This window comes from Rhodococcus sp. IEGM 1241 (assembly GCF_033142365.1).
GTDB lineage: Bacteria > Actinomycetota > Actinomycetes > Mycobacteriales > Mycobacteriaceae > Rhodococcus_F > Rhodococcus_F erythropolis.
The window spans coordinates 905,657-919,149 of the sequence record NZ_JAWLSE010000001.1; the positions used below are offsets into that span (position 1 = coordinate 905,657).

Sequence of the window (13,493 nt, forward strand, 5' to 3'; positions counted from 1 at the left end):
GTGACGGGGCAGCCGTTATGTCTATCTGCCGATCCGCTCCCTCACGGTTCGGTGCGAGGAGTGTCTTCCATGGTCAACAAGGTTCTGAGCTCAGTCCGTGATCTGCTTCCGAAGATCGCGGCCCGCGCTCAGAAGGTCGACGATTCGCGCAAGATCTCCGAACGGACCATCCGGGAGCTTTCCGAAGCCGGCGTCTTCTCCATGCTGGCGCCGAAGAGATATGGGGGCGCCGAGAGCGACCCGGTCCACTTCTACGAAGTGGTCAGGGCAATCTCCGCTGCCTGTGGTTCGACCGGTTGGGTCGCGTCGGTGGTGGGAGTGCACCCGTGGCATCTGGCGCTTTTCGACGACCAGGCACAGGCAGACGTGTGGGGAGAGGATCAGACGACGCTCATCTCGTCCGCGTACGCTCCGGTCGGTCGACTGACGGCGGTGGACGGTGGTTACGAACTGTCGGGCCAGTGGGGCTTCTCTTCCGGCTGTGATCACGCGAGTTGGGCATTGCTGGGCGCGATGGTGGTCGGGATGGACGGCCGGCCGGTCGATTTCATGACGGTGTTGGTGCCGCGTACGGATTACGAGATCCGAGATGTCTGGGATGTCGTGGGGATGCGCGGCACCGCGAGCAACGAGATCGTGGTCGACAAGGCCTTTGTGCCCGAGCACCGATTGAAGCGCAACTACGAGACCGCACAACTTCGCGGCCCAGGCCAAGCAGTCAATCCTGGTCCGCTGTACAAGCTTCCGTTCGGGAGTATCTTCACCTCGACGGTCGCGGCTCCGTGTGTGGGCATCGTCGCCGGTTGTTACGAGGGGTACCTGGACGTGATGCGTGAGCGGGTCCGTCTGAGCTTGGGTGGTGGACGGTTCAGTGAGGACCAGTTCGCTCAGGTTGCCGTCGCGCGTGCGTCGTCGGAGATCGATGCCGCGATTCTGCAGATGGATCGCAATATCCGGGAGATGTACGAACTTGCTGTCGCCGGCAAGGAGCTTCCGCTCTCGATGAGGCTGCGCGCGCGTCGTGATCAGGTTCGCGCGACGGAACGTTCGGTGGAGGCGATCGACATGCTGTTCAAGACGGCAGGCGGGAACTCCCTCTCTCGTGGAAACTCGATCGAGCGTGCGTGGCGAGACGTTCATGCGGGCAGCGTTCACGTTGCCAACGAACCCGAGCGCGCGTTGGCGCTGTACGGCCGGGCGGCGTTCGGACTGCCGGTGGAGGACAACCTGATCTGACGGGTTGGCGCGCCGCCGAGTGGGGTATTTGCCTCTGGATGAGGGAAGTTCCGGCGCTGACCATCGGCTCGATCGTGGACATGGCGGGTGTCGCGCGGGCGAAAGTGATGCCGGCAGGCCGAAGCGGTGTCTTCGAGGAAGTCGGTGCGGGGGTCTCGCCGAGTTGGAATGTTTTCTGCAGCGACGATCGGATTGCCTTCACCGATTCCTTTTCCGTCGTGGGTGATCTCCGGTTGCGTATCGACCGCTCCGACCTCCGCGATCTCGGCGGGGGCGTGTCGTGGGCGCCGGCCACTTTGTACGAGCAAGACGGTTCGACGGCTGCCGTGTGCACTCGGTCCGCACTCACTGCCGTCGTGGCGCGGCTTGCTGCCGACGGACTGGAAGCTCGGGTGGGTCACGAGATCGAATTCACTCTTTTCGGTGATGCGTGCGACGGAGCGTGGTCGGCGTACGGGTTAGGTGCAGTCCTTCGCCGCGATGACTTCCTCAAGGACCTTCTGCGCAATGCCGAACGCGCACAACTTCATATCGAGCAAGTTCATGCGGAGTACGGACCGGATCAATTCGAGATCTCCATCGCTCCGGCAACTCCCGTTCAGGCCGCCGATCTTGTGGTGCTGGCCCGGATCTTGATCAGCCGCACTGCCAGAGCCCATGGATTGGCGGCATCGTTTTCACCGATACCTACGATCGGAGGTGCCGGGAACGGTGCACACCAGCACTTTTCGTTGATCTCAGGTGGGCGGCCCGTCTTCTCCGGTGGTGGTCAGGACTACGGGATGACCGACGAAGGATCATCAGCTTTGGGTGGAATCCTTTCTCACCTCACGGAATTCACGGCCGTCTTTGCTTCCTCGCCGCTCTCCGGCCTCAGGCTGCGTCCGGACAATTGGTCGGGGGCCTACGTCTGTTGGGGGCTCGAGAACCGGGAAGCGGCACTGAGGTTCTGCACGGAGTCACCGTCGAATCCACACGGCGCCAACGCCGAAGTCAAGATCATCGATCCATCGGCCAATCCGTATCTGGCCACCGCTGCGGTACTCGGTCTTTCGCAGATCGGTATCGACAATGCCGCGCCATTGCCGCCTGAAATCGTGGTGAACCCGTCGACTCTCACAGAGGCGGAACGTGATGAGCGCGGGGTGACCCGAGTCCCCACCGATCTCGGCGAGATCGTGCAGAAGTTCAACTCCTCCTCGGTGGCGAGGGAAATCTTCGGGCAGTCGATCATCGAAGCGATGGTGTCCGTGAAGGGAGCTGAGCAGGAGACGTTCTCCCAGATGGACGAGGCGACAACCGTCGAGAGGCTTCGATACACCTGGAGTTGAAGGGGTTGACGCTTAGGATCGTGAGTTCTATGTTTAAGTTATTCCTTAATTAAGGAGTTGCTTACATGGACGAGCGAAGTGGTCGACTCGATGCAGTGTTCAGCGCACTGGCCGACCCGACGAGGCGTGAAATGCTCTCTCGCCTGACGGATGGTTCGATGACCGTCGGTGAGCTGGCCGAGCCGTTCGAGATGAGTCGGCCCGCCATCTCGCAGCATCTGAAGGTGCTCGAGCGAGCCGGTCTCATCGAACGAACCGCCACCGCGCAATGGCGCACCTGCACCCTTCGCGCAGAGGGTCTCGACGACGCCAGCGCCTGGGTCGACGAACACCGGCGCGGTTGGAACGAACGCTTCGACCTCCTCGACGAGCGTCTACGTGAGCTGAAGCAACGTCGACCGAAGAAGGAGAAGGACAATGAGTGACCAGAATGCCGATGCCACCGCAGAATTCACCATCACCCGGATCTTCGATGCGCCGCGTGACCTTGTCTGGCAAGCGTGGACCGATCCCGACGAGGCGGCGCGGTGGTGGCACCCTGAGGGTGTCAGCAGCCCTCGGGAGCACGTCACGATCGACCCCAGAGTTGGCGGAACGTACCGCTACCTGATGATCAACGACGAGAATGGTGCCGAGTTTCCCACCGGTGGAACCTATCTCGAGGTCGACGAGCCGAAGAAGCTAGTCTTCACCTGGGGGAATCCAGGAGATTCGGTGGACACCGCGCCTCGAATCACGGTCACGCTCGCAGATCGGGGAGACAAGACCGAGATGACATTCCATCTGGTCGGGATCCCGGGTTTCAAGGGCGACGGCAACGTCTACGACGGGTGGGAATCCGCGTTCGACGTGCTGGACAAGGTATACCGCGGCGAGTAGTCGGGAATCGGACACCGCCACCGGGGCACCGGTGATTGAATGGAGTGAACACACCATTCAATCACCGACGTGGGAGAGCCTGATGGCACCAGAGGTTGCGGTAGTTCTCGAGGGATATACCTACTTCGAATGCCCGCGCTGGCACGAGGACCGAATTTGGGTGTCGGACTTCTATACCTACCAGGTGATTTCGGCCCGTGAGGACGGGACCGACGTACGCGTCGAGGCGGAGATTCCAGGGCAGCCGTCCGGGTTGGGGTGGCTTCCGGACGGCAGATTACTGGTCGTCTCCATGCGGGACCAGAAGATTCTGCGGCGAGAATCCGATGGCGATTTGGTGGTGCACGCAGACTTGTCCGAGTACGTGAGTGCCAACGTCAACGACATGCTGGTCGACGCGCAGGGACGAGCGTACGTGGGCAACTTCGGGTTCGACCTGATGAACCTGGCCCCCGTCGAGACGGCAGATCTCCTCCGCGTCGACCCGGACGGATCGGTGCACGTCGTGGCGCGAGATCTCCACTTCCCCAACGGGATGGCTCTGACGTCGACCGGAGATCTGCTCGTGGACGAAACGCTGGGAAATCGAATCAGTGCGTTTGCCGTCCAGCCCGACGGCTCTCTGGGCGAACGCCGTGATTGGGCGTCGTTCGGGCCGGTACCTGGTGGACCCGAGATGGAGACCACCCTCGCTGAGATCATCGTTGCGCCCGACGGATGTTGCATCGACGGAGACGATTCGATGTGGGTGGCCGACGCACTCGGAAGTCGAATTCTCCACGTCGACCCGTCTGGCAAGATAATCGGTGAAATTGCCTTCGACAGCGGCGTCTTCGCTTGCGGGCTCGGCGGTTCCGACGGTCGTACGCTGTTCGTCTGTGCCGCCCCGGACTTCAACGAACACGCTCGCGAGGTGGCAACAGAAGGAAAGCTGCTGTCGATTCGTCTGGAGCCTTTGGGCTGACATGGAATTGGTGACCTCGCTACCTGCCGACACTCCGCTGCGGCAGGTGGCTCAGCACGTCGAACGCATCGAGAACCTCGGTTTCGACACGGTGCACATCTCCGAGACCATTCGCGACCCCTTTGCCGTGGCGGCACTGGCCGTCGAGCACAGCAGTACTCTCACTGTCCGGACGTCGATGGTTGTCGCGTTTGCGCGCAGTCCCATGGTGACGGCTTTGGCTGCCTGGGATCTTGCAGGTTTCTCGGGTGGGCGATTTCAACTGGGGCTCGCAACGCAGGTGCGCGGGAACATCGTCGGGCGGTACTCGATGCCGTGGACCAATCCTGTTGCACAACTGCGCGATTACGTCAGTGCTGTAAGGGAGATATTTCAAGCGTTCCAGACGGGCGGCGAACTCGACTATGCCGGCTCGCACTACACCTTCAACCGACTGCAGCCCTACTTCAATCCGGGGCCGCTCGACGTTCCAGCTCCCGAGATCTGGACCGGGGGAGTGAACTCCCGCATGTGCTCACTGGCAGGAGCCGTCGCCGACGGCTTTGTTGCTCACCCCACCAGCTCCCATCCGAAGGTGCTCGCGGAGAGGATCATTCCATCATTGACGGCAGGCGGAAGGAAGCCGCGGCTGATTGCCGTTCCGAAGACGATCACCGGCAAAGATCGTGCCGCGATACTTGCTCGACGAGAAGCGGTGCGCAGTGAACTTGCCTTTCTCTACTCCACACCGGCATATCGAACCGCGCTCGAGGTTCTCGGCTTGGCGGGGATCGGCGAGAAGCTGACTGCGATGGCACGAACGGGTGATTGGGCTCGACTACCAGCTGTGCTCACGGACGATGTTCTCGACATCTTGGTCACGCAATGCACCTACGCCGAACTCCCCGGGGTGCTGAGTTCGAAATACGCGAGTCTCTGCGACGGCATTGCACTGGCAGTGCCGGCGGATCCCGCCGACGATCGCGCCTTCGCAGCGATGTGTGAGGAGATTCGAGCCGCCGCAGCGTCCGCCAAGTGACTTCCTTCAAGTGGCGTCTGCTCGATGCGATCCCCGGCCACCTGGGGTTCAGCCGCGATCTCATCTGCCACGGGTGATGTGCAAATACCGCGAGACCGCCAGATTGACTGGACAGGGTTCCGCGTGAGGTCACGTCCGATGGCATCGCGTTCTTGCGTGGACGAGGACACAAGGACCGGAGGAGAGTGCTCATGGGTGCTGAGACCAAGCCTGCAACACCGTTCACCGTCGAGGTCAATCGCGCGGCAGTCGACGACTATCCCATGTCTGACCGGGAGGATTTCGGCGACGCGGACCGCGGGTTCATCGCCGGGTGGGAGAACGATCAGGTCTTCAACGACGAGGGCGATCTGATTCACGACGGTCAACCTCTCGAGTACATCACCGATGACAAGCAAGCGCCTGACTCTGTGAACCCCAGTCTGTGGCGGCAGTCGCAGTTGGTGAGGCGCTGCGGGCTCTACAAGGTTGTCGACGGGCTGTACCAAGTCAGGTTCGCGGTTAACCTGACCATTGTCGATGCGCCGGACGGACTGGTCATCATCGACACCACCACCAGCGCTGATCTAGCCAAAGCAGGCCTGGAACTCTTCCGCCGTGAACTCGGCAACAACAAGCCGATCGTCGCGATCATCTATACCCACACGCATTTCGACCACTACGCCGGCGTCAAGGGCCTCGTCGACGAAGCAGACGTGGTGTCCGGCAAGATTCCGATCGTCGCGCCTGGAACCATCGAGTCTTTCAACAAGTTTGCGATCGGCGAGAACGTCATCACCGGCAATGCGATGTCGCGGCGGATGGGGTACACCTTCGGTTTGATTCTGCCCCAATGTGATTGTGGTCTGGTGACCGTCGGTCTGGGATCAGGCGCCGACGGGATGAACATCCACATGACCTACATTCCGCCCACTGACGGCATCACCAAGACCGGTGAGGTACGCAATCTCGCCGGGTGGGACTTCGAGTTCCTCTACGCTCCCGACACCGAAGCGCCGGAGGAGATGCATATCTGGATCCCGGCCATCAAAGCGCTCACCTGTGCCGAGAACGCCAATCACTCGATGCACAACATCCAGACGATCCGAGGCGCACGCACCCGAGATGCGCGCAACTTCGCCAGATACCTGGATGAGACTTTGGTGCGGTGGGGCGACGAGGTCGAAGTTCACCACGGTCCGCACACGTGGCCTGTGTGGGGGAACGCCACGGTGGTGGAATTCCTTGAATCACAACGGGATATGTACAAGTTCATTCACGACCAGGCGCTAAGGTTCGCGAACCAGGGCTACACGCCGCTCGAAGCTGCGGAGGTCGTCCGGCTACCGGAAGCCATCGGACAGAAGTGGTACAACCGCTACTACCACGGCGGACTGCACCACAACGTCCGCGCGGTCTTCCACAAGGAGCTGGGATTCTGGGACGGTGACCCGGCGACGATCTTGCCGTTGCTGCCCGAGGATCATGCCAAGCGGCACGTCGACCTGATCGGGCGAGAGAAGATACTTGCCGAGGGGCGCAGTGCTTTTGAAGCGGGCGACTATCGGTGGGCGGTGCAGCTACTCCATCACCTGGTCTTCGCCGATCCTGACGACGAGGAAGCAAAGAACCTGCAGGCCGACGCCTACGAGCAACTCGGATACCAGCAGGAAGTCCCGCAGTATCGGTCGATCTTCCTCGCCACCGCAATGGAATTGCGCAACGGCGTCACAGGTGCCGGTCAAGTCAACACCGACAGCACGGACACGATTTTGTCGATGCCGATCGATCTGCTCTTCGACTATGCGGGAGTACATCTCATCGCGGAGAAGGCGGACGACGTCGACATTTCGATCAACTTCAGTTTTGCTGACACGAAACAGGATTGGAACATGTGGATTCGACGGGCAGTTCTCAACGCGCGTTCGGGCCGCGCCCCTGACGCGCAACTGACCCTGACCGGTCCCAAGCCGTTGCTTGCCGGCATCCTTCTCCAACCAGGAAAGGCCTCTGCCATCCTCGACACCGGAAAAGTCACGTCCGACGGTGATGTTTCGGCGCTGACTCGCTTCGCCGACATCATGGACACGTTCGATCCGAATTTCAACATAGCGACGCCGTGAGAAAGATTGTGGGGCAGCCGATTGCGATATCGGCTGCCCCACGATCTGTTGCCACGGAGTGTGATTGAACTGTGTTACTTCGCCATGTCCTGAGCTGCTCGGTACGAGAAGACCATGGCCGTGCCGAGTGGAACTCCGGGGCCTGGGTAGAAGCGGCCGCTCAGTGACGCGCTCGTGTTGCCGGCGGCGTACAGGCCGTCGATGGCGCTGCCGTCAGCACGCAGGACTCGGCCGTTGACGTCGGTGACCAATCCGCCCTTGGTGCCGAGGTCACTGAGGACGATGCGGGCCGCGTAGAACGGTCCGTTCTCGATGGCCGTCAGTGCCGCATTCGCACCGCCGTTGGGTGGGCAGAAGAACGCGTCGTACGGGTCTTCGCCGCGATGGAACTCTTCGTCGACGCCCAGTTTTGCGGCATCGTTGAACTTTTCGACAGTGCTGCGCAATGCGTCGGCCGGTAGTCCGGTCTTGGCAGCGAGTTCTTCGAGAGTGTCGGCACCGACCCACGTTCCGGCTTCGAGGTGCTTGGCGGGCGCCGTGTTCGGGATGCAGATGGCGGGCAGTCCGCCACTCTCGCGCGAGTCGAAGATCATGAACGACGGCACGGCAGAACCGTTGTCGTCGTGAGCATCCATGGCTCGTCCGAACTGGTCGTACGGAAGCGACTCGTTGAGGTAGCGCTCACCGGCGCTGTCGACGACGAGCCCACCGCGAACGCCGACCATGAAGGCGGCGCTGCCGTCGGGCTGCTCGACGCCGGGGCAGAACCACGCCTGATCGAGCAAGGCTGTTGCGCCGCCGACGGCAATTCCGGCGGAGATCGCGTCGCCGGTGTTGGCGCCGAAGGGGCCCATGCTCCAGATCGCCTTGCCTGGGGTGCCGGCCTGCTCACGCATCTCGGCGTTGCCTTCGATGCCGCCTGCTGCCATCAGGACACCGCGGTTCGCCTTGATTCGCTGGGTTTCGCCGCCGGATTCCACCTCGGCGCCGACAACACGGCCGTCTTCGACGATCAGGGAGGTGAGGACGGATTCGGTGCGAAGTTCTGCCTTGCCGGTGCTCTGAACTGCGGCCAGCAGACGGCCGATCAGTGCGCGCCCACCGATCATCGGGCCGGGAGCATGATCCTGACCGGTGCGGTCTTGGTCCAGTTCCGGACGCACCTTGCCGGCGAGGTCACCGATGTCGGCGGGATCGAGATCGAGAGGGTTGATGGAGCGTCCCGTGTCCATCCGGCCTTCGGCTTTGTAGTAGTCGGGGAACGCACGGAACTCGAATTCGATGTTCGGGTTCTGCTCGAGTAGCGCGACGACAGCGGGAGCGGTCTCGACGTAGGCGTCCTGGCGCTCGGACTCGGCGTCACCGAGCAACGCGCGCAGATAGGTGCGGGCATTCTCGGTCGAGTCGGGAAGTCCGGCGCGTTCCTGTACCTGGGTACCTGGGAGCCAGATCGAGGCACCCGAGTAGGCGGAGGTCCCGCCGAAACGATCGGTTTTCTCGAGGACGATCGTCGTCAATCCCTGAGCAGCGGCGGTATATGCGCCGGTCAGCGCTCCGCCGCCGGAGCCGACTACCAACACGTCGCACTCGCTGGTCCAGTCCTGCATCATTGCGTCCTTACTCCAAGAGGGTGGGGTGTCCACGGAATACCGCACGGCACTGGAAGGCCATGCCAGGTCCCACTGAGCGGGCAATATGCCGAGATGGGTGGTCCAGGTGAGAGAATTAGCGCGGTCGTTCGCGGCCGGGACACATAATCGATGATGGGGGCGACGTTGCCGAGAATTGCCGAGGTCAGGGACGCTGCTGAGCCCAGTTCGGACGAGCAGCGAGCGCGCCATGTGCGGATGCTGGAAGCGGCCGCCGAATTGGGGACCGAGAAAGAACTCTCGCGGGTTCAGATGCACGAAGTCGCCAAGCGGGCAGGCGTGGCCATCGGCACTCTCTACCGTTATTTCCCTTCGAAGACGCACCTCTTCGTTGCTGTGATGGTCGAGCAGATCGATCAGATCGGCGACAGTTTTGCCAAGCATCAGGTGCAGTCGGCCAATCCGCAGGACGCCGTGTACGAGGTCCTGGTGCGCGCGACTCGCGGGTTACTGCGTCGGCCGGCCCTTTCGACTGCGATGCTGCAGTCGTCCAGTACCGCCAACGTCGCGACGGTGCCGGACGTGGGCAAGATCGATCGCGGCTTCCGGCAGATCATCCTCGATGCGGCCGGGATCGAGAACCCGACCGAGGAAGACAACACCGGGTTGCGTCTGCTGATGCAGCTGTGGTTCGGGGTCATCCAATCGTGCCTCAACGGTCGAATTTCCATCCCGGATGCGGAGTACGACATCCGCAAGGGGTGCGACCTGCTTCTGGTGAATCTCTCACGACACTGATGTGACCTCGCCCCTTCTCGGGGTGGGTTCGTCGTGTTCTCAAAATTGAAATCAATTCTATTATTTGAGTCAGACTTGGTTCAAAGATGACGTTCATTCTGGCATTGCCCTGACATCAACAATAGAATACATTACAGAAAAGTTGACGGTGAGTCAGCTCACCGACCGAAAACTCCACGAAGGAGCGCACATCATGGGTCATGCAGTCATCGTCGAGGCCGCTCGGACACCGATCGGCCGTCGTCGCGGCGCCCTGGCGGGGCTGCACCCCGCCGAGATTCTGGGAGCAGCGCAACTCGGCGTTCTCGAACGAGCAGGCGTCGCACCGGAAGACATCGGGCAGATCATCGGTGGCTGTGTCACCCAGGCAGGTGAGCAGTCCAACAACGTCACGCGGCAAGCGTGGCTGCACGCCGGATTGCCGTACAGCACAGCGGCAACCACCATCGACTGCGCCTGTGGATCTGCCCAGCAGGCAGTACATTTGATTTCCGGCCTGATTTCCTCGGGTCAGATCTCAGCCGGTATCGGCTGCGGCGTCGAGGCGATGAGCCGTGTGTTCCTGGGCCAGGCAAACGCGCCCGGTACGGGAAACCCGTACCCGGACGACTGGACCATCGACATGGGCGACCAGTTCACCTCTGCGCAGCGTATCGCCGAGAAGCGTGGCATCACACGCGCCGACGTCGACGCCTTCGGCCTGGAATCGCAGCGCCGCGCAGCCCAGGCTTGGGCAGAAGGACGCTTCGACCGTGAGATCGTGCCCGTCAAGGCTCCTGTCGTCACCAAGGAAGGTGTGCCGACCGGTGAGATCGCCACTGTCACGCGCGACGGTGGCCTGCGCGAGACGACAGCCGAGGCGCTGGCCGGACTCAAGCCGGTCATCGAAGGCCATATCCACACCGCCGGCAACTCGTCGCAGATCAGTGACGGCGCGGCTGCGGTACTGCTGATGAGCGAAGAGCGCGCACAGGAACTGGGATTGAAGCCCCGCGCGCGGATCGTCGCGTCCGGCATGGTCGGATCTGATCCCTTCTATCACCTGGACGGACCGATCGAGTCCACCCAGATGGTGCTCGACAAGGCCGGAATGACTCTGAACGACATCGATCTCGTCGAAATCAACGAAGCGTTCGCCTCGGTAGTGCTCTCCTGGGCGCAGGTTCACGACGCAGATCTGTCCAAGGTCAACGTCAACGGCGGTGCGATCGCACTCGGGCATCCCGTCGGTTCGACCGGCGCTCGTCTGATCACGACCGCGCTGCACGAACTCGAGCGCTCGAACAAGTCCACGGGGCTGGTCACGATGTGCGCCGGTGGCGCTCTCTCTACCGCCACCATCATCGAACGCATCTGACCCGTACTCACACAGTCGAATTGACGAGGTAGACATGACCATTGGATTGAGTGAAGAAGATCGTGACCTCCGCGACTCCGTACGGGGCTGGGCGGCACGTCACGCAACACCCACCGCTATCCGTGAAGCGGTCGAGGCGAAGGTCGAAACTCGCCCCCAACTCTGGAGCGGGCTTGCCGAGCAGGGACTTCTCGGACTACACGTGGCCGAGGAATTCGGCGGCGCTGGATACGGATTGGTCGAGCTCGCGATCGTCGTCGAGGAACTCGGGCGCTCCATGGTTCCCGGCACGTTCCTGCCGACAGTCGTGGTCAGCGCCGTTCTCAGCGACGCCGGAGTCACCGCTCCGCTGGCCGGACTGGTCGACGGCAGCACGCTCGGAGCCGTTGCACTGCAGCCGGGTTCGCTGAAGATCGCCCGCGACGGCGACACCGCCACCCTCAGCGGAACATCCAGCCAGATTCTCGGTGGCCATGTCGGCGACGTGTTCCTCCTCGCGACGGACAGCGGATTCGTTCTGCTCGGACGTGACCGCCTCGAGGTCACGGACTTGGCCAGCTACGACGTCGTACGTCGTAACTCCGAGGTCACCGTCGACGGTCTGATCCTCGCCGATTCCGAGATCCTCACCATCGATACGCAGCGTGTACTCGACATTGCCGCAACACTGTTCGCGGCCGAGGCATCAGGTTTGGCCGACTGGGCCGTCACGACCTCGGCCGACTACGCGAAGGTGCGTCAGCAGTTCGGTCGCCCGATCGGCCAGTTCCAGGGCGTCAAGCACAAGGCCGCTCGGATGCTCGCTCTTGCCGAGCAGGCGCGCGTCTGCGCGTGGGACGCTGCGCGCGCACTGACGCCCGCCAACGGCGTCGGTGCCGAAGAGGCTTCTCTCGCAGCAGCCGTCGCTGGAGCCACGGCCCTCGAAGCAGGCTTTTCCGTCACGCGTGACTGCATCCAGGTGCTCGGCGGAATCGGCTACACGTGGGAGCACGACGCGCACCTGTACCTGCGCCGCGCGCAGTCCCTGCGAATTCTGCTGGGTTCCACGGCATCCTGGCGTCGTCGCGTCGCCGCGCTGACCATTGCCGGCACCCGCCGCGTGCTCAGCATCGAATTGCCGCCGGAGGCCGAGGCGATCCGCGCCGATGTTCGCGCTGAACTCGCTCCGGCTCTCGAACTCGAAGGCGCCGCGCAGAAGACGTACCTCGCGGAAAAGGGCTACACCGCACCGCACTTCACGGCTCCGTGGGGCAAGTCCGCCGACGCCGTCAGCCAGCTCGTGATCGCCGAGGAACTGCGCGCGGCGAAGATCAAGCCGCACGACATGATTATCGGAAACTGGGTCATCCCGACGCTCATCGCGCACGGCAACGAAGAGCAGCTTGCCAAGTTCGTCCCACCGTCACTGCGCGGTGACATCGTCTGGTGCCAGCTCTTCTCCGAGCCGGGCGCAGGTTCCGACCTCGCAGCTCTGAGCACGAAGGCCACCAAGGTCGACGGTGGCTGGAAGTTGCAGGGCCAGAAGGTATGGACGTCGATGGCACGCGACGCGCACTGGGGCATCTGCCTCGCCCGCACCGACGCCGACGCCCCCAAGCACAAGGGCCTGTCCTACTTCCTCATCGACATCAAGAACAGCGGCCTCGACATTCGCCCGCTGCGCGAGATCACCGGTGAAGCACTGTTCAACGAAGTCTTCTTCGACGACGTCTTCGTTCCCGACGAGTGCCTCGTCGGCGGGCCGGGCGACGGCTGGAAGCTCGCTCGAACCACGCTGGCCAACGAGCGTGTCTCGCTGTCGAACGACTCCTCCCTGGGATCGGGCGGCGAGGCACTGCTGAGCCTGGTCGACGGACTGCCAGGCGGTATCGACGACGAGCAGTTGACGGTGCTCGGAAAGGTGCTGTGCGACGCGCAATCCGGCGGTCTGCTCGGTCTGCGCACCACGCTGCGCTCGCTCACCGGCGCGCAGCCGGGGGCCGAATCCTCGGTGGCGAAGTTGATCGGTGTCGAGCACATCCAGCAGGTCTGGGATGTGGCAATGGAGTGGGCCGGGCCGAGTTCACTTCTGGGCGACCAGCATCGGATGTCTGCAACCCAGATGTTCTTGAACTCGCAGTGCATGTCCATCGCGGGTGGTACAACCAATGTTCAGCTCAACATCATCGGTGAGCGAATCCTGGGTCTGCCTCGCGACCCCGAACCGGGAAAGTGACCTG

The 13,493-nt window shown here is 62.5% G+C and carries 11 protein-coding genes; 10 read left to right on the plus strand and 1 reads right to left on the minus strand.

The window, feature by feature from the left end; translation table 11 throughout:
* Window positions 1–69 precede the first annotated feature (69 nt).
* The 7 genes from hsaA to R4P70_RS04390 all read left to right on the plus strand — a co-directional run bounded on the left by hsaA (window position 70) and on the right by R4P70_RS04390 (window position 7,530).
* Window positions 70–1,236, plus strand: coding sequence for a 3-hydroxy-9,10-secoandrosta-1,3,5(10)-triene-9,17-dione monooxygenase oxygenase subunit (gene hsaA, locus R4P70_RS04360; RefSeq protein WP_317830447.1), 1,167 nt, complete (start codon window positions 70–72; stop codon window positions 1,234–1,236).
* A gap of 38 nt (window positions 1,237–1,274) precedes the next feature.
* On the plus strand, window positions 1,275–2,567 hold the full coding sequence (locus R4P70_RS04365; RefSeq protein WP_047888950.1) for a glutamine synthetase family protein: 1,293 nt from the start codon (window positions 1,275–1,277) through the stop codon (window positions 2,565–2,567).
* Window positions 2,568–2,632: 65 nt separating this feature from the next.
* Window positions 2,633–2,992, plus strand: a complete 360-nt coding sequence (locus R4P70_RS04370) for an ArsR/SmtB family transcription factor (RefSeq protein WP_003940373.1) — start codon at window positions 2,633–2,635, stop codon at window positions 2,990–2,992.
* Window positions 2,985–3,446, plus strand: a complete 462-nt coding sequence (locus R4P70_RS04375) for an SRPBCC domain-containing protein (RefSeq protein ID WP_020970817.1) — start codon at window positions 2,985–2,987, stop codon at window positions 3,444–3,446. The genes R4P70_RS04370 and R4P70_RS04375 overlap by 8 nt, the downstream gene beginning before the upstream one ends.
* Window positions 3,447–3,528: 82 nt before the next feature.
* Window positions 3,529–4,410 carry an SMP-30/gluconolactonase/LRE family protein gene (locus R4P70_RS04380; protein WP_317830449.1) on the plus strand — a complete coding sequence of 294 codons (882 nt, stop codon included), beginning with the start codon at window positions 3,529–3,531 and terminating at the stop codon, window positions 4,408–4,410.
* 1 nt (window position 4,411) lies between these two features.
* Entirely contained in the window at window positions 4,412–5,428 is a 1,017-nt protein-coding gene (locus tag R4P70_RS04385; protein ID WP_042952950.1) for a TIGR03617 family F420-dependent LLM class oxidoreductase, read from the plus strand.
* A gap of 191 nt (window positions 5,429–5,619) precedes the next feature.
* Window positions 5,620–7,530, plus strand: a complete 1,911-nt coding sequence (locus R4P70_RS04390; protein ID WP_317830450.1) for an alkyl/aryl-sulfatase — start codon at window positions 5,620–5,622, stop codon at window positions 7,528–7,530.
* Between the two features lie 74 nt (window positions 7,531–7,604).
* Here R4P70_RS04390 and R4P70_RS04395 read toward each other — a convergent pair whose 3' ends face one another.
* The gene (locus R4P70_RS04395; protein ID WP_029256271.1) at window positions 7,605–9,137 is read right to left on the minus strand and encodes an FAD-dependent oxidoreductase; all 1,533 of its coding nucleotides are present in this window, start codon (window positions 9,135–9,137) and stop codon (window positions 7,605–7,607) included.
* Window positions 9,138–9,290: 153 nt separating this feature from the next.
* On the opposite strand from R4P70_RS04395, the gene R4P70_RS04400 reads away from it, so the two are divergent.
* The 3 genes from R4P70_RS04400 to R4P70_RS04410 all read left to right on the plus strand — a co-directional run bounded on the left by R4P70_RS04400 (window position 9,291) and on the right by R4P70_RS04410 (window position 13,489).
* Window positions 9,291–9,917 (plus strand): TetR family transcriptional regulator, encoded by a 627-nt coding sequence (locus R4P70_RS04400; protein WP_019745323.1) that lies wholly within the window; start codon window positions 9,291–9,293, stop codon window positions 9,915–9,917.
* A gap of 193 nt (window positions 9,918–10,110) precedes the next feature.
* On the plus strand, window positions 10,111–11,274 hold the full coding sequence (locus tag R4P70_RS04405) for a steroid 3-ketoacyl-CoA thiolase (protein WP_029256270.1): 1,164 nt from the start codon (window positions 10,111–10,113) through the stop codon (window positions 11,272–11,274).
* Between the two features lie 34 nt (window positions 11,275–11,308).
* Entirely contained in the window at window positions 11,309–13,489 is a 2,181-nt protein-coding gene (locus tag R4P70_RS04410; protein WP_317830451.1) for an acyl-CoA dehydrogenase, read from the plus strand.
* Window positions 13,490–13,493 lie beyond the last annotated feature (4 nt).

What these genes read in the sequence shown, in the direction of transcription:
- R4P70_RS04400 (WP_019745323.1), top strand. Translation starts at nt 9,291, where the DNA reads ATGATGGGGGCGACGTTGCCGAGAATTGCCGAGGTCAGGGACGCTGCT.
- R4P70_RS04405 (WP_029256270.1), top strand. Translation starts at nt 10,111, where the DNA reads ATGGGTCATGCAGTCATCGTCGAGGCCGCTCGGACACCGATCGGCCGT.
- R4P70_RS04375 (WP_020970817.1), top strand. Translation starts at nt 2,985, where the DNA reads ATGAGTGACCAGAATGCCGATGCCACCGCAGAATTCACCATCACCCGG.
- R4P70_RS04370 (WP_003940373.1), top strand. Translation starts at nt 2,633, where the DNA reads ATGGACGAGCGAAGTGGTCGACTCGATGCAGTGTTCAGCGCACTGGCC.
- R4P70_RS04395 (WP_029256271.1), bottom strand. Translation starts at nt 9,137, where the DNA reads ATGCAGGACTGGACCAGCGAGTGCGACGTGTTGGTAGTCGGCTCCGGC.
- R4P70_RS04365 (WP_047888950.1), top strand. Translation starts at nt 1,275, where the DNA reads ATGAGGGAAGTTCCGGCGCTGACCATCGGCTCGATCGTGGACATGGCG.
- R4P70_RS04410 (WP_317830451.1), top strand. Translation starts at nt 11,309, where the DNA reads ATGACCATTGGATTGAGTGAAGAAGATCGTGACCTCCGCGACTCCGTA.
- R4P70_RS04390 (WP_317830450.1), top strand. Translation starts at nt 5,620, where the DNA reads ATGGGTGCTGAGACCAAGCCTGCAACACCGTTCACCGTCGAGGTCAAT.
- R4P70_RS04380 (WP_317830449.1), top strand. Translation starts at nt 3,529, where the DNA reads ATGGCACCAGAGGTTGCGGTAGTTCTCGAGGGATATACCTACTTCGAA.
- R4P70_RS04385 (WP_042952950.1), top strand. Translation starts at nt 4,412, where the DNA reads ATGGAATTGGTGACCTCGCTACCTGCCGACACTCCGCTGCGGCAGGTG.
- hsaA (WP_317830447.1), top strand. Translation starts at nt 70, where the DNA reads ATGGTCAACAAGGTTCTGAGCTCAGTCCGTGATCTGCTTCCGAAGATC.